This is a genomic window from Agrobacterium tumefaciens str. B6, assembly GCF_001541315.1.
In the GTDB taxonomy this organism is placed as follows: domain Bacteria; phylum Pseudomonadota; class Alphaproteobacteria; order Rhizobiales; family Rhizobiaceae; genus Agrobacterium; species Agrobacterium radiobacter.
Window position 1 is genome coordinate 673,276 of sequence record NZ_LMVK01000001.1, and the last position, 23,742, is coordinate 697,017.

Here is a 23,742-nt window from a genome sequence, read left to right on the forward strand (position 1 = left end):
GGAGGAGATGGCAAATATGGAAACGCAGACGGCAGCGACCGGCAGGCAGAAGGTGAGCAATCGCTCCATTCTCGTGCTCTGTCTGGTGTTTTTCTGCGCCATGATCGGCATGGCCTATGCCGCCGTACCGCTCTACACCCTGTTCTGCCGGGTCACCGGTTATAACGGCACGACCCAGCGCGTCGAGCAATATTCCGACGTCATTCTCGACAAGACCATCAACGTCACCTTCGACGCGAATACGTCGAACGGCCTCAACTGGGATTTCCAGCCGGTCGACAGGAAGGTCACGCCGAAGATCGGCGAAACGGTGCAGGTCACCTTCAAGGCGACGAACCGTTCACCCGTGGCGACCACGGGCACGGCGGTCTTCAACGTCACGCCGATGGAGGCAGGGGCCTATTTCAACAAGGTGGAGTGTTTCTGCTTCACCGAAACGACGCTGCAGCCGGGTGAAACGCTGGAAATGCCGGTGGTATTTTTCGTCGATCCTGACATCGCCACGGCGCGTGAGACCAAGAGCATTCATACTTTAACGCTGTCCTATACGTTTTATCCGGCCAAAACCGAAAAACCGGTTGCGTCCTTGCCGGTAAAAACTGAATCTGGCGAAAGCAAATTGTGAGAGGAGATCCGGCCTTTTGTTTAAGGCCGGATCAGGGAAGAGATACCAGGGGATTGTCGCAATGGCAGATACGCATCAGAAGAACCACGATTACCACATCATCGATCCAAGCCCCTGGCCGCTTCTGGCCTCGATCGGCGCCTTCATCCTGACATTTGGCGGCGTCTGCTACATGCGTTACCTGTCGGGCGGCTCCTTCAAGCTGTTCGGTGCGGAACTCGCCAATCCCTGGCTTTTCTATATCGGTCTCGTTATCGTGCTCTACACCATGTATGCGTGGTGGGCGGATACGATCAAGGAAGCCAATGAGGGCAGCCACACCCGCGTCGTTTCGCTTCACCTGCGCTACGGCATGATCATGTTCATCGCCTCAGAAGTGATGTTCTTCGTCGCGTGGTTCTGGGCCTATTTCGATGCCAGCCTCTTCCCGCACGAGGCCATTCAGGCGTCCCGCCTCGAATATACCGGCGGGCAATGGCCGCCAAAGGGCATCGAGGTCATCGATCCCTGGCATCTGCCGCTCTACAACACCGTCATCCTGCTTCTGTCGGGCACCTGCGTCACCTGGGCCCACCATTCCCTGCTGCACAATGACCGCAAGGGCCTGATCACCGGTCTGGTGCTCACCGTTGCGCTCGGCATCCTGTTCTCCACCGTGCAGGTTTACGAATACATGCATGCGCCGTTCGACTTCAAGAATTCGATCTATGGCGCGACCTTCTTCATGGCCACCGGTTTCCACGGTTTCCACGTCTTCGTCGGCACGGTCTTCCTGCTTGTCTGCCTGTTCCGCGCCATTGCCGGCGGTTTCACGCCCAAGCAGCATTTCGGTTTCGAAGCGGCCGCCTGGTACTGGCATTTCGTTGACGTCGTCTGGCTGTTCCTGTTCTTCGCCATCTATATCTGGGGTGGCTGGGGCGCGCCGGTGCACGGCTGATCGCACCGATAATGGAGGGGCGGCAATCGCCGCCCTGATGTCCAGGGCGAGCTTCCCGCACGCCCGGCGCCATTCTCGGGTTCGAGCCGAGAGTCCAGATCGGTGGTGTGCAAATCCTCGGGTCACGCCCGGGGATGACGGAGGAGGGAGCCTCCGTCGACACTTCACGGGCAGCGGTTGCTGCCCTCGTGCCTGAGCCCCTCTCCAGAGGGGTGGTTTGCAGGCGGAAGCGGGAGGTCATATGTCAGAAACCGGAAACGGCAATTTCGCGCCGGTAGATCCCATCAAGGTCGGGCTCAAAGGCTGCTGCCCGCGTTGCGGCAACGGCAGGCTGTTCGATGGTTTTCTGACCATAAAGCCCGCCTGCAGCGCCTGCGGGCTGGATTACGGTTTTGCCGATGCGGGCGATGGCCCGGCCGTCTTTGTCATGCTGATCGTCGGTTTTCTGGTCGTCGGGCTGGCGCTCTGGGTCGATCAGCGTTTTGCGCCGCCCGTCTGGGTGCATGTCATGCTGTGGTTGCCGTTTACGGTAATTGTCTCCCTGGTGCTGCTGCGCAAGCTGAAGGGGATCATGATTGCGCTGCAATACAAGAACAATGCAAGCGAAGGCAGGCTTGATCGTGAATGACGTTTCCCACATGAAGGCCGCGGAAAGGCGCGTCTGGTTCGCCGCGCCGCTGGTGCTGCTGGCGCTTGCCATCCTTCTCGGGCTTGGAACCTGGCAGGTGAAGCGGCTCTACTGGAAAGAGGCGTTGATGGCCGATATCGAGGAGCGGCGGAGTGCAAATCCGGTGACGCTTGCCGATATCGAGGCGATCGCAAAAAGCGGCGGCGATATCGAATATCGCAGGGTCAGCCTTTCCGGCACCTTCGATCATGCCCATGAGCGGCATTTCTTCGCCACCCATCAGGGCCGGACCGGTTATTACATCTATACGCCGCTGATGCTTGCGGACGGCCGCATTCTCTTCGTCAATCGCGGTTTCGTGCCTTTCGAGATGAAAGAGCCCGCCAAACGGCCCGACGGGCAGGTAACCGGCGAAGTGACAATAACGGGGTTGGCGCGCGCGCCGCTCGTGGCAAAGCCATCATCGCTGCTGCCTGACAATGATATCGCCAAGAATATCTTCTACTGGAAAGATCTGGCGGCCATGGCTTCCAGCGCCGAAATTCCGTCCGAGCGGTTGGTCAATCTCTTCGTGGATGCCGATGCCACGCCCAATCCGGGTGGCTGGCCTGAAGGCGGCGTGACGCTGATAGATTTGCCCAACAATCACCTGCAATATGCGATAACGTGGTATGGCTTGGCGGCGGCCCTTGTCATCGTCGCCGGTTTTGCCTATTTCCGGAACGGCAAGGCGCAGGGTGAATAAAGCGCGCCGCGTCCGGTAGGGCAGTTGATCGGGCAAGACCACGGTGCTGGCCAAGGAGCTGGCCAAGGAGCTGGAATGAACATCGCCGTTTCCAAACCCCCTTTGACGATAAGGCTGTGCGGACCGCGCGGCTTTTGTGCGGGCGTGGACCGGGCGATCCAGATCGTCGTGCTGGCGCTGAAAGCCTATGGCGCGCCTGTCTATGTCCGCCACGAAATCGTTCATAACCGCTATGTGGTGGAGGGGCTGGAAGCCAAGGGTGCGGTCTTCGTCGAGGAGCTGCACGAAATCCCCACCGAGCATCGTGAGCAGCCGGTGGTTTTCTCCGCCCATGGCGTGCCGAAATCAGTGCCTGAGGATGCGCAGGCTCGTAACCTGTTTTATCTCGATGCCACTTGCCCGCTGGTCTCCAAGGTCCACAAGCAGGCCATGCGCCACCAGCGGCTTGGCCGCCATGTGGTGCTGATCGGCCATGCCGGCCATCCCGAGGTCATCGGCACCATGGGCCAGCTTCCCGAAGGTACCGTCTCGCTGATCGAGACGGTGGAGGATGCCGGCCGTTACGAACCGCTGGACCGTGAAAATCTCGGCTTCGTCACTCAGACGACATTGTCGGTTGATGACACCGCAGGCGTTATCGCCAGGCTGCAGGAACGTTTCCCGGCCATTCAGGCGCCCGCAGCCGACAGCATCTGTTACGCAACCACCAATCGTCAGGATGCGGTGAAGCAGGCAGCCCCCGGCTGTGACCTGTTCATCGTTGTCGGTGCGCCCAATTCCTCCAATTCCAAGCGGCTGGTGGAAGTGGCGCTGCGCGCCGGCGCCAAGCGCTCCGTGCTGGTGCAGCGGGCCTCGGAAATCGACTGGGATGAAATCGGCGATATCAGCACCGTCGGCCTCTCGGCCGGTGCTTCCGCACCTGAGGTTATCGTTGACGAGATCATCGAGGCCTTCAAGGCGCGCTTCGACACCACGCTCGATCTTGCCGTAACGGTTGAGGAAACGGAACATTTCCTCGTCAATCGCGAGCTGCGCAGCATCGAGCTGACGACGGATGATATGGCCTTCGTCAACGGCAATGCCAGCAATGCGCTGCCGCCGAAAACCGCCGCCGGCATTTAAAGCTGGATGATGCTGACTGTGGGCGGTTTCCGTCTCACAGGCGTCATCCATCGAGATTTCCACTCTATCCTTCATCAAGAGATTTGAAATTGGCAGTTTATACTGATATCACCGAAGATGATCTGAGGAATTTCCTCACGCAGTACGACGTCGGCAGCCTCACCTCTTACAAGGGCATTGCCGAGGGCGTCGAAAACTCCAATTTCCTGCTGCACACCACCAAGGACCCGCTGATCCTGACGCTTTATGAAAAGCGCGTGGAGAAAAACGATCTGCCCTTCTTCCTCGGCCTCATGCAGCATCTGGCAGCCAAGGGCCTGTCCTGCCCCTTGCCGCTGCCGCGCAAGGATGGCGAGTTGCTGGGAGAACTGTCTGGCCGGCCGGCGGCGCTGATTTCCTTTCTTGAAGGCATGTGGCTGAGAAAGCCGGAGGCGAAACATTGCCGGGAAGTCGGCAAGGCGCTCGCCGCCATGCATCTGGCCGGTGAAGGCTTCGAGATCAAGCGGCCGAATGCGCTCTCCGTCGAAGGCTGGAAGGTGCTTTGGAACAAGTCCGAAGCGCGTGCTGATGAGGTGGAGAAGGGCCTGAAAGACGAGATTCGCCCTGAGATCGATTATCTCGCCGCCCATTGGCCGAAAGATCTGCCGGCCGGCGTCATCCATGCCGATCTGTTTCAGGACAATGTGTTTTTCCTGGGCGACGAACTTTCCGGCCTGATCGACTTTTATTTCGCCTGCAACGACCTGCTCGCTTATGACGTCTCGATCTGCCTCAATGCCTGGTGCTTCGAAAAGGACGGCGCCTATAACGTCACCAAGGGCAAGGCGCTGCTGGAAGGCTACCAGTCGGTGCGTCCGCTGAGCGAAGCGGAGCTGGAAGCGCTGCCGCTTCTGGCGCGCGGTTCGGCGCTGCGTTTCTTCCTGACGCGCCTTTACGACTGGCTGACGACGCCCGAGGGCGCGCTGGTGGTGAAGAAGGACCCGCTGGAATATCTGCGCAAACTGCGGTTCCACCGTTCCATCGCCAATGTCGCCGAATACGGGCTGGCGGGCGAATGAAACATGTCGATATTTTCACCGATGGCGCCTGCTCCGGCAATCCCGGTCCGGGCGGTTGGGGCGCAGTGCTGCGCTATGGCGAGGTGGAGAAGGAACTCTCCGGCGGCGAGGCCGAGACCACCAATAACCGCATGGAATTGATGGCGGCGATTTCGGCGCTCAATGCGCTGAAGAGCCCCTGCGAGGTCGATCTTTATACCGACAGCGCCTATGTCAAGGACGGCATCACCAAGTGGATTTTCGGCTGGAAAAAGAAGGGCTGGAAGACGGCCGATAACAAGCCGGTCAAGAATGTCGAGCTGTGGCAGGCGCTGGAAGCGGCACAGGAACGCCACAAGGTCACCCTGCACTGGGTCAAGGGCCATGCCGGCCATCCTGAAAACGAGCGCGCCGACGAACTGGCGCGAAAGGGCATGGAGCCCTTCAAACGGCGGTAATGGAAGCCTGCTCTATCTTGGGTCGGCGAAAATAGAGCCGACTTGATCTCGGGCCCCATTATCCGGGGTTGTGAAAACCGAAACCCGACCTATCTTGTCGTCAAGGGGGTGCTCCAGTGGCGCCCAACGGAGGAGAGAAATCCGGATGATCCTGCATTGTGTATTTTTACGCTTCAAGGCCGCAACGGCGTCTTCTGAAAAACAGGCAATATTCGAGGCGATCGCTGCCCTGAAGGATGTCATCCCCGGCATCATTGATGTGAAATACGGCCAGAATGTCTCGCCTGAGGGGCTGAATGGCGGTTTTGTCGATGGTTTCATCGTGACGCTGGAAAGCCCCGAAGCCCGCGACGACTATCTCGCCCATCCGCAGCACATGGAAGTGGGGGAGCGTCTCGTGTCGCTCACCGATGGCGGTCTCGCCGGGCTTCTGGTGTTCGATATGAATGTTTGAGAGGGCGGCCGAGCCGCCCTTTATTCTTCAATGCGAATGCCTGTCGTGAGATCGTATCACTAAGTGTGCCGTCACCCCGGACTTGATCCGGGGTCCAGTGCGATCAAGTCCTTGATCGCGAAAGACTCTTCTCACGGCGCAGGCGCGCGTGGCTGGATGCCGGATCATGTCCGGCATGACGGAAAGTTGGAGCCTTTACATTTACAAGGAGAGACCAAGCTCGCCCTCAAAGCTGCTCGATCATCGCCGCAGCGGCAGAGACCGTTGCCTGACCGGGATTCTCTTCCACGTTGAGCGACTTCACCACGCCGTCTTCCACCAGCATCGAATAACGCTTGGAGCGCACGCCAAGGCCGCCGCCGGACAGATCGGCATCGAGGCCGAGCGCCTTGGTGAAGGACGCATCCCAGTCGGCGAGGAAGTGAATTTTGCCCTGACCGCCTGATGATTGCGCCCATGCGCCCATGACGTGCCAGTCATTGACGGCGACGACGGCGATATCGTCCACGCCCTTGGAAAGAATGGCGTCGCGATTTTCGAGATAGCCCGGCAGGTGGTTCAGCGAGCAGGTGGGGGTAAAAGCGCCGGGAACGGCGAAGAGAACCACCTTCTTGCCACCGAAAAGCACGTCCGTGGTGGTTTCCACCGGGCCGTCGGCCGTCTTTTCCTTGAAGGTTGCGGAAGGCAGTTTTTCGCCGATCTTTATGGTCATATCCGTGCTCCTGTAGCCGTTCGGTTCGCGCGACTATAGAGCACGGAAATGAAAGCTGTCATGCGGTTTTCGAGATAAATTCCGCCGCAAAACGCCGCTCACGGCTTCGGGAAATTCAGCATGGTCTCCATGGCCCGGTCGCCTGACTTGACCAGAATGGGCCAGCTGTTGCCCTGCACCTGATAGGTTTTCGGCAGGCCCTTGATGTTCATGTAAAAGGAGAGCTTGCGCTTGTCGCGCACCAGGTTCTGCGGCTCGTAATAGGCAAAACCGGAGGGACCGGCGATGAATATTTCGGTCTCCTTGGGTGCGTTTTCCGGAAGCTGCAGCTGCACGCCGAGCATGGTCTTGTCGGGCGTGATGTGGAAATCGATCACCTTGAAATCGTCGGACGCCGCCTCGGGCAACGTTTCGCGCGCCTCTTCGAGAAGGCGGCGTTCCTCGCTGTCATCATCACCCGCATTGCCGCGGTCGATGGAAAACTTCGCCTCGAAGGGAATGCAGATATTCTGGCACACGCCGATAAAGGCGGTGAGGTCTATCTTCCCGCTCGCTGCCGGGTCGGCGGCTTTCAGCTGAAACGGAAGGCTGACGGCGTGGTCATAGCCGATATCGGTGATGTCGCCGTTTTCGATCAGCTTCGGAACCGGATAGGCCATGGTGGTAAGCGCCACGCCGCTTGCCGGATCGGGCGTTATCTGCGGCGGTATGCCTGCTTCGCCCGGTTCGCGCCAATAGGTGATCCAGCCGTCCTTCGGCTCGATCTGCAGCACGCCGCGCACCACGCCGTCCGCATCCATGGCAAGGCTTGCCACGCGCATCAGGCCGCCCTCGCTTCTGGCCCAGTCGGTAATTTCGGCCTGGGCGGCATGCATGCCGCCGAGGAGGGCGGCAAATGCGGCCGCGAGACGAAGATGTGAAAATCGAAAGAATATCCTGACGCTCATGCTTCCCGTCTAACCCAACATCGCCCGACGGACCAGTTACGAATTCGTGCGGTTCATCATTTTCGGTTGATTGATCGGGCGCGATGCCGCATCCTGTCCTCTGTCGAAGTGCGAACGCCGTTTTCCGTTGAGCGACGGAATTCGGTCTGCTGGAGGCGCCGGTGAGCTTTTCAACCCTGATGGACAAACGCGAACGTGGCTTTCTCGATGGCCAGTTCCTCATCGCTATGCCGGGGCTGGACGACGGCAATTTTGCCCGTGCGGTGATCTATATCTGCGCCCATTCGGATGCCGGGGCCATGGGCTTCATCATCAACCGGCCGCAGCAGATCACGTTTACGGATATTCTGCTGCATCTGAAGCTGGTGGATAGCAACGACGCCATCATGCTGCCCAACCGGACCCGCGAATTTCCAATCCAGTGCGGCGGCCCGGTGGAATCCGGCCGCGGTTTCGTGCTGCATTCGGATGACTATTTAAGCGAATCCAGCATTCCGGTCAGCGATGACATTTCGCTGACTGCAACGCTTGATATCGTCCGCGCCATTTCCAACGGCCGCGGCCCGCAAAGGGCGACCATGATGCTCGGTTATGCCGGCTGGGGTCCGGGCCAGCTGGAAAACGAGATCGCCAATAATGGCTGGCTGAATTGCCCCGCTGCGGAAGAGCTGATCTTCGACCGTGGGCTGGACAATAAATACGAGCGGGCGCTGGCCCTGATGGGCGTCGATGCGCGCATGCTCTCCACGGATGCCGGGCACGCCTGATCTCAACACAATTCCTGCCCCTTTCGGCTGGAACCAAATCCTGACCCCTGACGTTACCCACCCGGAAAGCCGGACAGACAGTACGGCTCAACTAGGGAGCAGTAATATGGGTAGCACATCTGACAAGATCGCCGGTAAAGCCAATGAAGTTGCTGGCAAGGTGAAGAAGAGCGTCGGCGAAGCGACGGGCAATAATGAATTGCGTGCTAAGGGTGCCGCCCAGGAAACCAAGGGCAAGGTTCAGAGCTCCGTCGGCAAGGCGAAGGACGCCGTCAAGGGCGCCGTCGACCGCATGTAATTCTGCATGAAACATTGCGCCTCTCCCACGATGCGGCGCATGGAGCGCATGTGTTATCGCACATGCGCTCTTGTCATGTGAGGGCCATGACGGACCGGGCCGCTACGCCTGCGCCTTCACATCTTATCTCTGCTTTTCTTTCACCCGTCCCATCGCAAGGGTTTCATACATGAAGCTTTTCTCCTGCGCATCCTGCGGCCAGCCTGTCCATTTCGACAATCGCTTCTGTGTCTCCTGCGGCCATCGTCTGGCTTTCGTGCCGGAACGGCTTTCCATGGAAGCGCTGGCGCCTGCGGGTGAACCGAACTGGCAGATCGTCGCCCAGCCGGAAAAGCAGGTGCGGTTTTGCGCCAATGAGGTGAATGATATCTGCAACTGGTCTGTGCCGGCGGAAAGCGCCAATGCCTTTTGCCCGGCCTGCAGCCACAATCGCCTGGTGCCTGATATGGCCACAGAGCAGGGGATTGAACAATGGCACCGCATCAGTCAGGCGCAGCGGCACCTGTTTTATTCGATCCTGCGGCTTGGCCTGCCGCATCCCAATCGTGATGCTGACCCCGCAGGCGGCCTCGTCTTCGACTTTCTGGTGGATGAGGTGGCGCTCGATGGTTCCGTCATTCCCGCCATGACCGGCCACGACGAAGGCCTGATCGCCATCCGCGCGGCCGAGGCCGATGACGCGACGCGCGAACAGGTGCGCGCCAACATGAACGAGCCATACCGCACCATGCTTGGCCACTTCCGCCACGAGGTCGGGCACTTCATCTGGAACAAGCTGGTGCGGGACGAAAACCGGCTGGAGGCCTGTCGCGCCGTCTTTGGTGACGAGCGCGAGGATTATGGCGCCGCCCTGCAACGCAATTATGATGGCGGGCCGCGCCCCGACTGGCAGGAGAATTTCATCAGTTCCTATGCCTCGGTCCACCCCTGGGAGGATTTCGCCGAATGTTTCGCCCATTATCTGCATATCGTCGATACGCTCGAAACCGCACGCGCCTTCGGTGTGGCGATCGATCCTGACGGGCACGAGGAAATGGCGGCGGAAGTGACGTTCGATCCCTATAAGGCCCGCAGCGCCGCGCAGCTGGTGAAAGCCTGGATCCCGCTCAGCGTCGCCATCAATTCCATCCAGCGTAGCATGGGGGAGGCGGACCTTTATCCCTTCGTGCTGACGCCGCCGGTGGTGGCGAAGATGGAGTTCATCCACGACCTGTTACATGGGAGCGTGGCGGCGGATGCGCAGCCGGTGATGATGGTTCAGTAAATATTCGGCGTGCAGGTTGAAAATCCGAGACGTTCCGGGGAGCATTAGCCCTCTCCGTCGTCATCCTCGGGCTTGTCCCGAGGATCTGCCGTCGGTAGTTTTAGCATGCGTGATTAGATCCTCGGGACAAGCCCGAGGATGACGTGGAATTTGAGGAGGAGACTGCGCCCCCTCGCTTCCATGTACGCAATATCCCTTACGAAGCCCGCTTCGTCGGCTGGAACCGCTCCCGTAGAAGCTTCAGCGCCGCATCGCCGGAGACCGGCGTGCCGAACAGGAAGCTCTGGCCGAAATGGCAGTTCATGCGGGCCAGTTCGGCCGCATCTTCAGGCGTTTCGATGCCTTCCGCCACCACCTGCATGTCGAGTGCGCGCGCCATGGCGATGACGGAGCGCAGCAGAACGTTGCGCTTGTCGCTGGTATTGGCCACCAGCGCCTTGTCGAGCTTGATCGTGTCGAAGGGGAAGCGGGTGAGGTAGGCGAGTGACGAATAGCCGGTGCCGAAATCATCCATGGCGAGGCTGAGGCCGGTTTCCTTGAGCTTGGAAAGCACCAGCCGCGCCTGTTCCGGGTTTTCCATGACAACCGATTCCGTCAGCTCCAGCTTCAGCTGCTGCGGATTGCAGCGCGTGCGGGTCAGCATGCCGCGCACATCGTTGTACAATTCGTTGTTCAGCAATTGCGCGCTGGAAATATTGACGGAGATGAAGATCGGCATCTTTTCGATGGCGTGCTGCCAGTCCATCAGATCGGTCGCAGCCCGTTCCAGGGCGAACATGCCGAGAGGCTCGATCAGGCCGGAGGCCTCCGCAATCGGAATGAATTCGCTCGGAGGGATATTGCCGCGCTTGGGGTGCTCCCAGCGCATCAGCGCCTCAAAACCGGCCAGTTCGCCATCGTCAAGCTTGACGATCGGCTGGTAGGCCAGCGACAACTCCTTGCGCTCGATGGCGCGGCGAAGATCGCTTTCCATCTGCAGGCGGTCGGTGCCCGAGGTGCGGAAGGCAGGGCGGAACGGCTCGACGCGGTTGCCGCCGGCCCGCTTGGCGCGATACATGGCGAGTTCCGCATCGCTGAGCAGTCCGGCCGCACTTTCCTGCTGGTCGATCCATGAGACGAGGCCGATGGAGGCGGTGAGGATGATTTCGCGATTGGCGAAATTGATCGGCACCATGATCGCCTTGTTCACCGCATCGGCGAAATCTGCCACACGCTGCGGATCGCGCTCGGAGGTGAGGATCAGGCCGAATTCATCACCACCGAGACGCGCCAGGGTATCCTGCGGTTTCAGCAGGCGGCGCAGACGCCGTGTCAGCGCGATAAGGATATTATCACCCGCGGCAATGCCGAGCGTATCGTTGACCAGCTTGTAACGGTCGATATCGATCGCCATCACGGTCGGGCGCACGCCTTCGCTGTCGGGCGACAGGTTGAGGATCGATTGCAGGCGGTCGAGGAACACCTGCCGGTTCGGAAGCCCGGTCAGATTGTCGTTCATCGCATCCTGCAGCAACCGTTCCACCGAGTTCTTCTGTTCGGTAATATCGGTGATGGTACCGACGCAGCGGATGATTTCGCCGTTGGAGCCGAGAACCGGACGGGCGCGGATTTGCAGCCAGTGGAAATGCCCGTCTTCGGCGCGAATGCGGAATTCGTGGTTGAGGCGGCCCTTGCGATGGTCGAGCAGCACGTCGAGCGTCGCCTTGAACCGGTCGCGATCGTCAGGATGCAGGCGCGGCAGCCAGTTGCGCGCAGCGCCGTGCATGGCGCCGGGTTCCAGCCCCAGCCGGTTGGAAATGTCGGGTGTGGTGACGATGCGGTCACGCGTTACGTCCCAGTCCCACACGGTATCGCCGCTGCCCGTGAGCGCCAGCGATTGACGCTCGAGGTCGGAGAAGAGACCCTGCTGATAGGCGCTGCCGGCGAAGGCGTGCTGGATGACGGTAAAGCCGATCAGAAGCACGATCAGCACCAGCCCGCCGCCAAGTGCGGGCTGCACGATGTCGTTGTCCAATTGTCCCGTCACCGTCAGCCAGCTGCCGAACAGCCAGACGAGGATGAGCGCCCAGGACGGAACGAGCAGGATCGCCCGGTCGTAACGGTTAAAACCGAGATAGATGATGAGCGCGATGCCGGCCGTTGCGGTGAGCGCGAAGGACACGCGGGCGATGCCCGACGCGACCGAGGGATCGTAGATCGCCACGCCGAACAGCAGCGCCAGACCCACCACCCAGGCAAAAGTCGCGTAACCCAGATGCGCGTGCCAGCGATTGAGATTGAGATAGGTGAACAGGAAGACCACGAAGCTGGAGGCGAGCGCCACTTCCGCGCCCGCCCTCCATATTCGCTGATCGCTTGAGGTGACGGTTATGAGCTTTTCAAGAAAGCCGAAATCGACGCAGATATAGGCAAGCACCGCCCAGGCGAGCGCGGCCGAGGCCGGCAGGACGGAGGTTCCCTTGACCACGAAGAGAATGGTCAAGAGCACAGCGAGCAGGCCGGCAATGCCGAGCACGATGCCGCGATAAAGCGTAAACGCGTTGATCGTGTCCTTGTAGGCCTCCGGCTCCCACAGATAAAGCTGCGGCAGCTGCGGCGTGGAAAGCTCGGCGACGAAGGTGATGACGGAGCCGGGGTTGAGCGTGATGCGGAAGACGTCGGCATCCGGGCTCGGCTGCCGGTCAAGCGCAAAGCCTTCACTCGGCGTAATCGCCATGATGCGCTGCGAGCCGAGATCGGGCCAGAACAGCTTGGAATTGACGAGGCGGAAATGCGGCGCGACGATCACGCGCTCCAGCTGTTCTTCGGAGACGTTGGCGAGCGCAAAGACCGCCCAGTCGCCCTGGTGATCGTTGGAACTGGCGCGCACCTCGATACGGCGGCGGATGCCATCAGGGCCCGGCGCGGTCGAGACCTGAAAGGCTTCGCCCTGATTGGCGTAGATATCGGTGGTGGCCGTCAGGTCGAGCGCCGTGTCGTCACGGGAAATCTTTACCGGCTCAAAAGCAAAGGAATGGGAAGCAAAAAGCAGGAACAGCAGGAAAAACGGCGCAGCCAGCGCGATTGCCGCCAGACGTTTCGCAAGGCACGGCGCAGAGTGATTGTAGGTCATGTATCGTACTTCGTTCCGCCGGAGCTTTGCTTGTCGGCAAGAAGGGAAAACATCATATGATCCCGCCATTGGCCATTGATTTTCAGATATTCCCGCAAGAGACCTTCCCGCTGGAACCCGGCGTTTTCGAGAAGCCGGATGCTTTTGAAGTTTTCCGGAATACAGGCTGCCTCGATACGGTGCAACTGAAGTCCGTTAAAGATGTATGGTATTACCAATTTTAATGCGGCAGACATATGGCCTTGCGCGGCGTGGCGCTCGCCGATCCAGTATCCGATCATGCAGCTTTGCGCCGCACCCCGGCGGATGTATCCGATGGTGATACCGCCCACCAGGAGCGTCTCTTTTTCAAACAGCAGGAAGGAGACGGCGGTGCCGGAGGAAAACTCCTGGCCATTGCGCACCACGCGCATGCGGAAGGCGCCCTCCGTCAGTTCGTCCGGGCGCCAGGTCGGCTCCCAGGGCTGAAGAAACTGTCGGCTTTCCGAACGCAGCACATGCCATTGCTTGAAATCGCCGTAGCGCGGCAGTCTGAGAAGGTGATTGGCGCTGCGCAGTTCGGGCGTGTCGCTATGTCGGGAAAGAAAACGCAGCATTCACGATCCCTGTGCGGCAGACATCGCCATCCGCAAGCGGGATGGCGAAAAAGGTGAGCGGACTTCGCCTTTAAATCCCGCCCTCATATCGGTTTATCCGTTCGCCTTTATCCTTGCGGGCTGCTGCGCGGAAAGCGCGGCAGTGATGTCGGAAAGAGGCGGCAGATGTTCGAGCGGGCCAATTGCAGACAATGTCGGAACTGTATCGAAAAACAGCCGTCCTGCAAGATCGGTCAGGCGCGCGCGGGTGATGTCGCCCAGCCGTTCCATCATCTCCTCATTTGGGATGGGCCGGCCGTAAAGCATCATCTGCCGGGCGATCTGTCCGGCGCGGGCGGCCGGGCTTTCCTGGCCCATCAGCAATTGGGCGCGGATCTGCGCGCGAGCACGGTCGATTTCCTCCTGATGGATGACCTGCGAGGACTTGCGCAGCTCCTCGACAATGACGGGCACCAGTTCCGGCAGGTCGTTGCCGCCAGTGGCCGCATGCACGCCGAAGATGCCGGTATCGGAAAAACCCCAATGAAAGGCGTAGACCGAATAGCACAGGCCGCGATATTCGCGCACTTCCTGGAACAGGCGGGAAGACATGCCGCCGCCCAGGATATTGGCGAGGATCTGCGAGCAATAGAAGTCGCGGGCGTGATAGGCCTTGCCCTCGAAGCCGAGAAGCACCTGCGCGTCCATGAGGTCGCGGGTCTCGCGGATTTCGCCGCCGGTATAGATTGCCTTTTCCATGACCGGTGTTGCCGCCGGCAGCTGCGGCAGCGAGGCGAAACGTTCTTCCACCTGCTTCACGAAGCTTTCGTGGTCGACAGCACCTGCCGCCACGACGAAAATGCGGTCCGTCGTGTAGTTGCGGGCGAGATAATGCCTGATCTGGCCTGTCGTGAAGGATTGAACGGTTTCCGGCGTGCCGAGGATCGGGCGGCCGATGGTCTGGTCGCGATAGGCGACACCGGAGAAATTGTCGAAGATCACGTCGTCGGGCGTATCGGTGGCTGCACCGATCTCCTGCAGGATGACGTTTTTCTCCCGCTCCAGCTCTTCTTCGTCGAACAGCGATTCCGTCAGGATGTCGGCAAGGATATCGACGGCGAGGGGGACGTGATCTTTCAGGACGCGGGCGTAGTAGGAGGTTGTTTCCGTCGATGTCGCGGCGTTGACTTCACCGCCGACATTTTCGATCTCTTCGGCGATCTGGCGGGCGGTGCGGCGCGCCGTACCCTTGAAAGCCATATGTTCGAGAAGATGAGCGATGCCGTGTTCGGCAGTCGTCTCGTTGCGGGATCCGGATTTGATCCACACCCCAAGAGCAACGCTTTCGAGATGCGGCATTTTTTCCGTGACAACGGTCAACCCGGACGAAAGCCGGGTCACATTAACTCTCATACTCAACGTCTTTCCGCGTCTCTATTTGCCGGCGCGTGCATGGCTGCCGATGAAGGTTTCCACGGCTTTCAGCTCTGCATCCAGAATGTCGAAACGCTCCTCCCGGTTCATAATGTCAGCTAACCATACTGGAAGCGCAGGCTCGATTGCGCAAGCGGATTTTACAGCGGCCGGGAATTTAGCCGGGTGAGCGGTCGACAGGACAACCATCGGGCTTCCCGCTTTTTCGTGCTTTTCCGCCACGAAAACACCGGTCGCCGTATGCGGATCGATGAGGTAGCCGGTTTTCTCAAGCGTGTCGCGGATCGTTGCCGCCACCTGCTTTTCGGTGGCGCGGCCGGCGCGGAAATCCTTCTTGATGAATTTCAGCGCATGCGGCGGAATTTCAAATGCGCCGGACTGCTTCAGCCCGTCCATCGATGCCTTCACCGCGGCGGAATCACGGCCATAGGCTTCAAACAGCAGCCGCTCGAAATTCGAGGAAATCTGGATGTCCATCGAAGGCGAGGTGGTGGGCTTGACGCCGCGCATCTCGTAACGGCCGGTCTTCAGCGTGCGCGCCAGAATGTCGTTGTCATTGGTGGCGATGACGAGCTTGTCGATCGGCAGGCCCATCTTCTTGGCGACGTAACCCGCGAAAATATCACCGAAATTGCCTGTTGGGACGGTGAAGGAAACCTTCCTGTCGGGACCGCCGAGCGAAAGCGATGCGGTGAAGTAATAAACCACCTGCGCCATGATGCGCGCCCAGTTGATGGAATTGACGCCGGAAAGCTTCACGCCGTCACGGAACTTCACGTCGTTGAACATTTCTTTGACCAGCGTCTGGCAATCGTCGAAATTGCCATTGATCGCCAGCGCATGCACGTTGGACGCGGTGGAGGTCGTCATCTGGCGCTGCTGCACCGGGGAGACCTTGCCGTTCGGGAAAAGGATGAAAATGTCGGTGCGCTCACGCCCGGCAAAGGCGTCGATTGCCGCACCGCCCGTGTCGCCGGATGTGGCGCCGACAATGGTGGCGCGCTCGCCGCGTTCGGAAAGCGTGTGATCCATCAGGCGGGCGAGAAGCTGCATCGCCACATCCTTGAAGGCGAGCGTGGTGCCGTGGAAAAGCTCCAGCACGAAGGTGTTCGGGCCGGTCTGCGTCAGCGGCACGACGGCCGGATGGCGGAAGGTCGCATAGGCGTCGTCGATCATCGCCTTGAACTTGTCGGCCGGAATTTCGCCGCCGGTGAAACGGTAGAGAACCTCGAAGGCGACATCCTGATAGGACTTGCCGCGCAGGTTGCGGATTTCCTTCTTCGACATGGAAGGCCATTTGCGCGGAACATAAAGCCCGCCGTCACGGCCAAGGCCCGCCAGAAGCGCGTCGCAAAAACCAAGCGAAGGGGCCGCACCCCTGGTCGATACATATTCCACGAGATAGTCCCTTATCCGTTACCGATTGATCGGCATCTTTTCCGCAGCGTCTTACCGGAATGAGGCGGTTGGGCAGCTAATGAAGGGCTTTTTTGAAAATTCAAGCAAAACCGAACATGCCAATCGATTTTTTCCGGCGTCGCTGCTATAGACCATCGCCAACCTGCGTGAAAGGTCAATAAACAGCGTCTCCGGTTCTGTTCCGGGACAATGGAGAGGGAATTAGAAGAGTGTCAGGGAATTTCTTGCGTTTGTCCGCCGCGATGTCGCTTCTCGCCGTTGTTGCAGGATGCAATTCCTCCAACCCGTCGGACTCGCTTGCCGTCAACCCGCCGGCCGCGCAGGCCAATGCGGTCACCCCGGTGGTGCAGGCCAACTGCCCGACGGTCACGGTTCTAGACGCCAACGCCGTGCACCGCGTCTATGCCGGCGGCGCCAAGGATGACCCGCAGAAACTCGCCTATCAGGTCTCGCTGTCAGACACGACGCGCTCCTGCACCGCCAATGAGTCGACGCTGACGGTGAACGTGCTGGCCCAGGGCCGCCTGGTTCCCGGCCCGATGGCCAAGCCCGGTCGCGTCACCGTGCCGATCCGCGTGACGGTGAAGGACGGCGACGGCGAGATTTTCGGCGAAACGACCAACTTCGCCATCGATCTGCCCGCAGGCGGGGCCGGCACCCAGTTCATCTTCAACAACGACCATGTCGCCATCCCCAACGGACCGGGCGGCGCGCCGCGGTCTGTCAGCGTTTACATCGGCTTTGCCGAGCAGGGCGCGAAGGCCAAGACCAAGCGCCGGTGATTTCGCCCGGTTGAATGTAAAGCCGGAGGCTGCTCTGCGGTCTCCGGTTTCTTGTTGCATGGCAACGAGTTCAAATGCCTGCGGCCTTCCGCAAAGCATCATTGATGCGGCTCTGCCACCCTTTGCCACCCTCGCGGAAACGTTCCACGACATCCTCATCAAGGCGCAACGTTACCTGTTTCTTAGGCTTATCTACCGGTGGGCGGCCACGCGTCTTTCTGCATTCATCAATTGCTTCGAAAAAAGCAGGTGGCAAAACGTCTCGGGCGGGGCGCGCATTTTCGAGTTCTTGATCCGTCATTTCCGGGAAATCAACGGCGTTCCAGTCCGCTTCGGTGTAGCCGCGTCCGGGTTTGAATTTTTTTAGTTTTGCAGCTTTGGCCATGGCAACCTCCTTCTTTCCTTGGAACTCGCCCTTCGGAAAACGGATATCGCTTCTGTTCCGACAGTCGCAAAAACGATAGCCATCGTTCCGTCCCGAAAATATCCGATCGCTTTGAAGCGCGAATTTCCCGGTCCGGTCAGGCTTTTCTCGATGATGGCGTTCTCCCAGTCGAAGCCATCAATATCCGCGAAGTCGAAGCCGTGCTTCTCGATATTGGCGAGCCGCTTGGGCTCGTCCCATATGATTTTCATGAATTAATGTAGCTACATTTATTAAAATATCAATGCTGCCACTCAGATCACGAAAGAAGTCCCATCACAACTTAAAAAGCGCCTTCCCACTCCGCCATTGCCGCAATCACGGCCGGCAGGTCCTGCATGCGCGAAATCACCGTTTCGGCACCCGCATCCGTCAGCCGGTCGGCGTGGCTCGGATAGGTGTGGGATGCGCCGGTGAAGCCCACGACCCGCATGCCGGCCGCTCTTGCGCCATGGATGCCGTGCACGGAATCCTCGACCACGACCACGCGGTCAGGGGAAACGCCGAACTGGGCCGCGCCATGCAGGAAGATATCCGGTTTCGGCTTCACCCGGTCGGCCCCGAGGTCCTTGGCGGAATAGATATGCGGCGCGAAATAGGGCTTGAGGCCCACCTTCGTCAGCATCATGTCGAGGCGGTGGCTGGAGGAGTTCGAGCAGATGCAGCGCGGCGTGGTCAGGCGGGACAGCGCGAATTTCACGCCCTCGATGATCTTCACGTCGCGTTCCAGACGCATGTCGAGCAGCTTTTCGGACTTGTCGAGCAGCGAGGCGGAGAGCGGAATGCTGGCTTCGCTTTCCACCTGCAAAAGAATGTTCTTCCAGGTCATGCCGGCGAAACGCTCGCCCATTTCCTCGACGGAGATCGGATAACCGGCCTCGGTCAAGAGGCGGGATTCCACCTGCGCCGCGATGATTTCGGAATCGACCAGAACGCCGTCGCAGTCGAAAATAATGAGGTCGAAGCCGCTCATGGGCGCTCCCTGTATCAGATTTGCTGGAAGAAAATGATGCCGGGCTTTTAGACCATGTCTGCGCCAAGCTCAACCGGTTCACCCGCAAGGGTCGGTCCCATCAGGCTCATGGCTGGCAGGGATGCGGCAAGTGAGCGGGTTTCGAATATTCGGCGTTGCGCCATGTGATGGCGCAAAAACCGCTACACACGGCCGCGCCATATGCGTTATGGGATGTTATGCCCAAGACAGTGAAAAACGCGCCCGAAGACACCATTGCAGCACGCATCAGCCGCACGCTTGCCGACCGTATCGTTCGCGGGGAGCTGTCGCCGGGCGAACGCCTGAGGCAGGATCACATCGCAGCCGAATTCGGCGCGTCGCATGTGCCGGTGCGCGAGGCATTCCGCCGGCTGGAGGCGCAGGGGCTGGCGGCCAGCATCCCGCGCCGGGGTGTCCGGGTGGCGGATTTCGGCCTTGACGATGTGCGCGAAGTGGCGGAAATGCGCGCCGCCCTTGAAGTTCTGGCGCTGCGCCACGCCATTCCAAACATGACGCCTGCCATTCTCGATCAGGCGGAGGCCGCAACGCTCGAAGGCGATAGCGCCGTCGATGTGCAGCATTGGGAGGAGGCCAATCGCCGCTTCCATCGCCTCATCACCGCGCCTTGCAACATGCCGCGCCTGATGGAGGCGATCGACGGCCTGCATGCGGCGAGCGCCCGCTTCCTGTTTTCCGCCTGGCGGGCCGGCTGGGAGCGCCGCACCGATACCGACCACCGGGCGATCATCGATGCGCTGCGCGGCGGCCGCGCCGAGGAGGCGGTGCGTATTCTGGACGGACATGTGCAATGGATCGGCCGCAAGGCGATCCGCACCTCGTCCGGCTCGGTGCGCGACGCCTTCGCCATCGTCGGATAGGGTGGGCCCTTGACCGTCCGTCTCCGGCCCCACCACCTTCTCTGCATGCTCACCTATGTGGGCAAGGGTTATACATCAGGCTTCGTTGAAAATTACGACCGCGTCGCCACCCGGCTGAATGCCGGCGAGGAAGATATCGAGCTGGTGGATGGCCCGGACGATATTTGCGAGGGCCTGCTCTGTGAAAGCCATGCCCACTGTTTCAACGAAGGCGTGGTGCAGCGGGATGAGATGGCCCGCCTTTCGGTCTCGGCGCTTTTGGGTGAGACGCTGACCGCCGGCAAGCGGCTGCAGGCGACACCGGACTTTCTTGTAAAGATGCGTCTGGCTTTTGCCGCCGGCGAGATCAGGCAGGCCTGTCGCGGCTGCCAGTGGATAAGGCTGTGCGACCGCATCGCGGCGTCAGGCTTTGCGGGTGTGAAAATCGGCGGGCCGTTACCAACCGTGGCGAAGGATGCGGCGCGTTTTTCGAAGCATCCGATGCTCAGGCCCAAATATGGGTCGTCTGGCCGGAAACACTGATGACGTTTTCTCCATCCTCATTCCTGTGCTTGTCACAGGAATCCAGCCAGCCCAAGTCTTTGGGCTGAAAGAACTCTTCCCGTCGCGCAGACGCGCGTCGGCTGGATCCCTGTGACAAGCACAGGGATGAGGGAGGGAGGCAGGCGGAATGAGGAGAGGGGCCGCGCCGTGCCGATTACTCTGGCACACTCGTCTCGGTTCTCTCGGCGGCCTTGACCGTCGCCTTGATCTCCTTTGGCTCGCGGCCGGATTTCTTGTCGTAGCTCACCTTCACCGAATATTCGCCGGGATGCAGGGTTTCCTGATGCTGCGTACCGTAACGGCCGGAAATTTCCTTCTGCGTGCCCTGAAGATCCCTGGTCGTTTCGACGATATCGATCCGTTCGGCACCGGGGGCCTTGATTGCGAGAACACCCGCATCGAGATCGATTGTAATTTCGGTTCGTTTTCCGGCCGTCACGGTGAATGGCTGTTCCACCGTCACCTTGCCGAGACGGGCACGCATGACGAAATCACCGGCGGGCATTTCCATCATCTTGCCGGTGCCGTAAATGCCGTTGATGGTCTCACGCGTGCCATCCAGCGTTTCCTGGGCTGACATGGCTTCGAAGCGGATATCATCCGTTTCCACCGCCCTGCCGCCTTCCGCATAAACGGCCTTGGCGATCACCACGCCGCTCGGAATGACCAGCTCGTGGCTGATCTTCTCGCCTGCCTTGATGGCCAGTTTCTCCTCAGCCCGCGCCGGGCCGATGCGGCCGGTGAGGAGGACTTCGCCCGCGGGCACGAAGACAGTGTTCTGGCCGTAGACGCTATCCTTGAAATCATCCCTGGTGATTTCGGTTTTCGCCTGTGTTTCCACATCGCCGCCGGGGCTGCGTTTCGGTACGATCGTCAATTCCGCCGCATCGAAACTCACCTTCGGCCTCGCAACGTTTCCATCCTTTACCTCGAAGGGCACTTCGCGGGTCACATTGCCCAGCGCCGCCACGCCGACATATTTGCCCGCCGGCAGCTTCGCCTCGAAGGTGGCGTCATAGGAGCCGCCGGCATTGTCGTCGGTGCGCCCGCCGGCGCGGTCGGCCTTGTAGAAATCCCACCGCACCCTGTCGCTGTTGCCGAGCGAGGGGCCGCCATCGAACAAAACCGCGTCGGTGATGACGTTATATTGCGGGGCCGGTTGCTGCGCCTGCGACGGCGCCGGCAGCGCCGTTGCGAAAAGCGCGGCGCAAACGACATTCATGGAAAAAGAAGCCATTTTCATCACGGACCCCATTGCGGATTACCCCCTGCCAGAATGGCTCTTCCTGCCGCGCCCATATGCCGCGACAGGAGAACCCGTTGTGCACAACGTTTTTGCCGGACTTCGGGTTCCCCGCCGGCCGCCGCAAATCGCTCCCGCGCGCCGCAACAGCCATTTATTTCGCATTTTCCGTGACTTGTTCAGGCTTTGATAACCATCTTCGGTAACCATAAGCATCAGTAGAGAGTAAGCGTATGGAGCGAGTACCAATGGCAGCAGTTTTTCCGCTGGCCGATTTTCGGCGTGCCGGTTTTGATCGTGCGGGCGAGAGTGACGCCTGGAAAGACAGCATCATCAAAGGTGATTGTGTCGCTGCCTTGGATGCCCTCCCGAGCCAGTCGGTGGATGCGATTTTCGCCGACCCGCCCTATAACCTCCAGCTTGGCGGCACGCTGCATCGTCCCGATCAGTCGCTGGTCGATGCCGTCGATGACGAGTGGGACCAGTTCGCCTCCTTCGAGGCCTATGACGCCTTCACCCGCGCCTGGCTGCTCGCCTGCCGCCGCGTGCTGAAACCGAACGGCACCATCTGGGTCATCGGCTCCTACCACAATATCTTCCGCGTCGGCTCCATGCTCCAGAACCTCGATTTCTGGATCCTCAACGATATCGTCTGGCGCAAGACCAACCCCATGCCCAATTTCAAGGGCCGCCGGTTCCAGAACGCCCATGAAACGATGATCTGGGCCAGCCGCGATCCGAAAGCCAAGAACTACACCTTCAACTACGATGCGCTGAAGGCCTCCAATGACGACGTGCAGATGCGCTCCGACTGGCTGTTCCCGATCTGCAGCGGCCATGAGCGCCTGAAGGGCGACGACGGCAAGAAGGTGCATCCGACCCAGAAGCCGGAAGCCCTGCTGGCGCGCATCATCATGGCCTCCACCAAGCCGGGTGATATCGTGCTCGACCCGTTCTTCGGTTCCGGCACCACGGGTGCAGTTGCAAAACGCCTCGGCCGTCACTTCGTCGGCATCGAGCGCGAACAGGATTACATCGACGCGGCATCGGCCCGCATCGCCGCCGTCGAGCCGCTCGGCAAGGCGGAACTGACCGTCATGACCGGCAAGAAGGCCGAGCCGCGCGTTGCCTTCAACACGCTGGTGGAAAGCGGTCTCGTCCGTCCCGGCCAGGTGCTGACCGATGCAAAGCGCCGTTATAGCGCCATTATTCGTGCCGATGGTACGATTGCATCCGGCGGGACCGCCGGCTCCATTCACCGCCTCGGCGCGAAGGTGCAGGGTCTCGACGCATGCAACGGATGGACGTTCTGGCACTTCGAGGACGGCGACGCGCTGAAGCCGATCGACGATCTCCGGACAATCATCCGCAGTGAACTGGCAAAGGCCGAATAGTCAAAGGTCCCAAAGACCGAAGGCAACGATCCACCGCCCGACCTTGTCAGCACATGTCTCCGTCCGGTTTAGTACCTTCAGTCCCGGATGGAGAACGACCAACGCCCGGCACTTCGGTGTCGGGCGTTGGTATTTTCGAGTATCTTATTTTAGCTAGACAAGTTTCGCGCAAGAGACGAGCAATACTGTCTCAAATCAGAGCAGTGGTTGTGAAAATCCAGTCAGGATAAATCACAAAAAACATTGCGTCCGATGCCGCTTGCGGCAGGACTGGCGCAGGCCGGAGACCGCCATTTCCGCCTGCGCCAATTTCTTTTCCCGATATGTTTTGACAAACTTTGCCAAATTCTTCACTCTCCCATCAAAGGGAGATGAATATGGCGACCATGAACATATCGCTGCCTGCACCCATGAAAGAATGGGTTGAGGCCCAATCCAGGACAGGCCGTTATTCGAATGCGAGCGACTACGTGCGAGACCTGATCCGCAAGGATCAGGAGCGAGGCGAAAAAATCGCGGCGATGCAGCATTTTGTGGATGAGGGATTGCAGAGCGGTGCCGGGCATCGCTCGCAACAGGCCTTGTTCGCCGAGGCTGAAGCTCGTTCCATGAAACGCAAGATCGGTTGATCGTGGGCTTTCGCCTGTCTCTGCTCGCGGAAGAAGACGTCATTCGCATAGCCGAAGAAGGCATCGCGATATTCGGGCTGGCGCAGGCGCAAAAATATCACCGGGAACTCTATGAGATATTTGAGCTGATATCTCTCAACCCACGCATGGCACGCGAGCGGCACGAGTTGTTACCGCCGCTGCGTATCCATCGGTTCAGGGCACACCTGGTTGTTTATGGCGTGGGAGCGGACGATGATGTCTTGATCGTCCGCGTCCGTCACGCACATGAGGACTGGGTCAACGAGTCGTAGCAGGCGGGGCACGCACGTCACCATTTTG

General features: G+C 59.9%; 27 protein-coding genes. 17 read left to right on the forward strand and 10 right to left on the reverse strand.

The genetic code is table 11. The features are described from left to right. The first annotated feature begins 7 nt into the window (after window positions 1–7). The 8 genes from ASB65_RS03280 to ASB65_RS03315 all read left to right on the forward strand — a co-directional run bounded on the left by ASB65_RS03280 (window position 8) and on the right by ASB65_RS03315 (window position 6,006). Window positions 8–625: a cytochrome c oxidase assembly protein gene (locus tag ASB65_RS03280; protein ID WP_060722999.1), complete on the forward strand. Its 618-nt coding sequence runs from the start codon at window positions 8–10 to the stop codon at window positions 623–625. 61 nt (window positions 626–686) lie between these two features. Next, on the forward strand, window positions 687–1,562 hold the full coding sequence (locus ASB65_RS03285) for a cytochrome c oxidase subunit 3 (RefSeq protein ID WP_003509131.1): 876 nt from the start codon (window positions 687–689) through the stop codon (window positions 1,560–1,562). Between the two features lie 241 nt (window positions 1,563–1,803). Beyond that, window positions 1,804–2,190: a DUF983 domain-containing protein gene (locus ASB65_RS03290; protein WP_060723000.1), complete on the forward strand. Its 387-nt coding sequence runs from the start codon at window positions 1,804–1,806 to the stop codon at window positions 2,188–2,190. A 10-nt stretch (window positions 2,191–2,200) separates the two neighbouring features. Next, entirely contained in the window at window positions 2,201–2,935 is a 735-nt protein-coding gene (locus ASB65_RS03295; protein ID WP_060723037.1) for an SURF1 family protein, read from the forward strand. Between the two features lie 75 nt (window positions 2,936–3,010). Further along, window positions 3,011–4,057, forward strand: a complete 1,047-nt coding sequence (ispH, locus tag ASB65_RS03300; RefSeq protein WP_003509126.1) for a 4-hydroxy-3-methylbut-2-enyl diphosphate reductase — start codon at window positions 3,011–3,013, stop codon at window positions 4,055–4,057. 89 nt (window positions 4,058–4,146) lie between these two features. Then, window positions 4,147–5,115, forward strand: a complete 969-nt coding sequence (locus ASB65_RS03305) for a homoserine kinase (protein WP_060723038.1) — start codon at window positions 4,147–4,149, stop codon at window positions 5,113–5,115. Continuing rightward, window positions 5,112–5,552 (forward strand): ribonuclease HI, encoded by a 441-nt coding sequence (gene rnhA / locus ASB65_RS03310; RefSeq protein ID WP_060723001.1) that lies wholly within the window; start codon window positions 5,112–5,114, stop codon window positions 5,550–5,552. Before ASB65_RS03305 ends, rnhA begins: the two co-directional genes overlap by 4 nt. A gap of 145 nt (window positions 5,553–5,697) precedes the next feature. Beyond that, entirely contained in the window at window positions 5,698–6,006 is a 309-nt protein-coding gene (locus ASB65_RS03315; protein ID WP_003494265.1) for a Dabb family protein, read from the forward strand. Window positions 6,007–6,232: 226 nt separating this feature from the next. On the opposite strand, the gene ASB65_RS03320 is transcribed toward ASB65_RS03315, so the two are convergent. Together ASB65_RS03320 and ASB65_RS03325 are read right to left on the reverse strand one after the other, a co-directional pair. After that, on the reverse strand, window positions 6,233–6,718 hold the full coding sequence (locus ASB65_RS03320) for a peroxiredoxin (RefSeq protein ID WP_060723002.1): 486 nt from the start codon (window positions 6,716–6,718) through the stop codon (window positions 6,233–6,235). Window positions 6,719–6,816: 98 nt separating this feature from the next. After that, entirely contained in the window at window positions 6,817–7,665 is an 849-nt protein-coding gene (locus ASB65_RS03325; protein WP_060723003.1) for a protein-disulfide reductase DsbD domain-containing protein, read from the reverse strand. A gap of 161 nt (window positions 7,666–7,826) precedes the next feature. On the opposite strand from ASB65_RS03325, the gene ASB65_RS03330 reads away from it, so the two are divergent. From ASB65_RS03330 to ASB65_RS03340, 3 genes are all read left to right on the forward strand, one after another. Continuing rightward, window positions 7,827–8,432, forward strand: a complete 606-nt coding sequence (locus ASB65_RS03330) for a YqgE/AlgH family protein (protein ID WP_004440387.1) — start codon at window positions 7,827–7,829, stop codon at window positions 8,430–8,432. A 106-nt stretch (window positions 8,433–8,538) separates the two neighbouring features. Further along, window positions 8,539–8,730 (forward strand): CsbD family protein, encoded by a 192-nt coding sequence (locus ASB65_RS03335; protein ID WP_003509115.1) that lies wholly within the window; start codon window positions 8,539–8,541, stop codon window positions 8,728–8,730. A 169-nt stretch (window positions 8,731–8,899) separates the two neighbouring features. Next, on the forward strand, window positions 8,900–9,994 hold the full coding sequence (locus ASB65_RS03340; RefSeq protein WP_060723004.1) for a zinc-binding metallopeptidase family protein: 1,095 nt from the start codon (window positions 8,900–8,902) through the stop codon (window positions 9,992–9,994). A 196-nt stretch (window positions 9,995–10,190) separates the two neighbouring features. On the opposite strand, the gene ASB65_RS03345 is transcribed toward ASB65_RS03340, so the two are convergent. From ASB65_RS03345 to thrC, 4 genes are all read right to left on the reverse strand, one after another. After that, on the reverse strand, window positions 10,191–13,106 hold the full coding sequence (locus ASB65_RS03345) for an EAL domain-containing protein (protein WP_003509110.1): 2,916 nt from the start codon (window positions 13,104–13,106) through the stop codon (window positions 10,191–10,193). Next, the gene (locus tag ASB65_RS03350) at window positions 13,103–13,702 is read right to left on the reverse strand and encodes a GNAT family N-acetyltransferase (RefSeq protein ID WP_003509108.1); all 600 of its coding nucleotides are present in this window, start codon (window positions 13,700–13,702) and stop codon (window positions 13,103–13,105) included. The genes ASB65_RS03345 and ASB65_RS03350 overlap by 4 nt, the downstream gene beginning before the upstream one ends. A gap of 93 nt (window positions 13,703–13,795) precedes the next feature. After that, window positions 13,796–15,094, reverse strand: coding sequence for a M16 family metallopeptidase (locus tag ASB65_RS03355; protein WP_020812170.1), 1,299 nt, complete (start codon window positions 15,092–15,094; stop codon window positions 13,796–13,798). Between the two features lie 21 nt (window positions 15,095–15,115). Continuing rightward, a complete protein-coding gene (gene thrC, locus ASB65_RS03360; protein WP_060723005.1) occupies window positions 15,116–16,513 on the reverse strand; it encodes a threonine synthase in 1,398 nt (465 codons plus the stop codon). 263 nt (window positions 16,514–16,776) lie between these two features. Between thrC and ASB65_RS03365 the strand changes: the two genes are divergently transcribed. Then, complete coding sequence (locus tag ASB65_RS03365) at window positions 16,777–17,316, forward strand: hypothetical protein (RefSeq protein WP_003509103.1); 540 nt, start codon at window positions 16,777–16,779, stop codon at window positions 17,314–17,316. Window positions 17,317–17,386: 70 nt separating this feature from the next. Here the strand turns inward: ASB65_RS03365 and ASB65_RS27000 are convergent, their stop codons facing one another. The 3 genes from ASB65_RS27000 to ASB65_RS03380 all read right to left on the reverse strand — a co-directional run bounded on the left by ASB65_RS27000 (window position 17,387) and on the right by ASB65_RS03380 (window position 18,713). Further along, window positions 17,387–17,701, reverse strand: a complete 315-nt coding sequence (locus tag ASB65_RS27000) for a BrnA antitoxin family protein (protein ID WP_080868394.1) — start codon at window positions 17,699–17,701, stop codon at window positions 17,387–17,389. Then, window positions 17,680–17,952 (reverse strand): BrnT family toxin, encoded by a 273-nt coding sequence (locus ASB65_RS03375; protein ID WP_060723007.1) that lies wholly within the window; start codon window positions 17,950–17,952, stop codon window positions 17,680–17,682. Before ASB65_RS03375 ends, ASB65_RS27000 begins: the two co-directional genes overlap by 22 nt. Before the next feature lie 71 nt (window positions 17,953–18,023). Beyond that, the gene (locus ASB65_RS03380) at window positions 18,024–18,713 is read right to left on the reverse strand and encodes an HAD family hydrolase (RefSeq protein WP_003509098.1); all 690 of its coding nucleotides are present in this window, start codon (window positions 18,711–18,713) and stop codon (window positions 18,024–18,026) included. 218 nt (window positions 18,714–18,931) lie between these two features. Between ASB65_RS03380 and ASB65_RS03385 the strand changes: the two genes are divergently transcribed. Beyond that, window positions 18,932–19,612 (forward strand): GntR family transcriptional regulator, encoded by a 681-nt coding sequence (locus ASB65_RS03385; protein WP_003509096.1) that lies wholly within the window; start codon window positions 18,932–18,934, stop codon window positions 19,610–19,612. Between the two features lie 45 nt (window positions 19,613–19,657). Further along, on the forward strand, window positions 19,658–20,134 hold the full coding sequence (locus ASB65_RS03390; protein ID WP_060723039.1) for a DUF1284 domain-containing protein: 477 nt from the start codon (window positions 19,658–19,660) through the stop codon (window positions 20,132–20,134). A 175-nt stretch (window positions 20,135–20,309) separates the two neighbouring features. Here ASB65_RS03390 and ASB65_RS03395 read toward each other — a convergent pair whose 3' ends face one another. Beyond that, window positions 20,310–21,410, reverse strand: coding sequence for a hypothetical protein (locus ASB65_RS03395; RefSeq protein ID WP_060723008.1), 1,101 nt, complete (start codon window positions 21,408–21,410; stop codon window positions 20,310–20,312). A gap of 236 nt (window positions 21,411–21,646) precedes the next feature. Between ASB65_RS03395 and ASB65_RS03405 the strand changes: the two genes are divergently transcribed. From ASB65_RS03405 to ASB65_RS03415, 3 genes are all read left to right on the forward strand, one after another. Next, window positions 21,647–22,792: a site-specific DNA-methyltransferase gene (locus ASB65_RS03405; RefSeq protein WP_020010628.1), complete on the forward strand. Its 1,146-nt coding sequence runs from the start codon at window positions 21,647–21,649 to the stop codon at window positions 22,790–22,792. A gap of 377 nt (window positions 22,793–23,169) precedes the next feature. Further along, the gene (locus tag ASB65_RS03410; RefSeq protein WP_003509084.1) at window positions 23,170–23,421 is read left to right on the forward strand and encodes a type II toxin-antitoxin system ParD family antitoxin; all 252 of its coding nucleotides are present in this window, start codon (window positions 23,170–23,172) and stop codon (window positions 23,419–23,421) included. A gap of 2 nt (window positions 23,422–23,423) precedes the next feature. Further along, entirely contained in the window at window positions 23,424–23,714 is a 291-nt protein-coding gene (locus tag ASB65_RS03415) for a type II toxin-antitoxin system RelE/ParE family toxin (protein ID WP_026363704.1), read from the forward strand. Window positions 23,715–23,742: the final 28 nt, after the last annotated feature.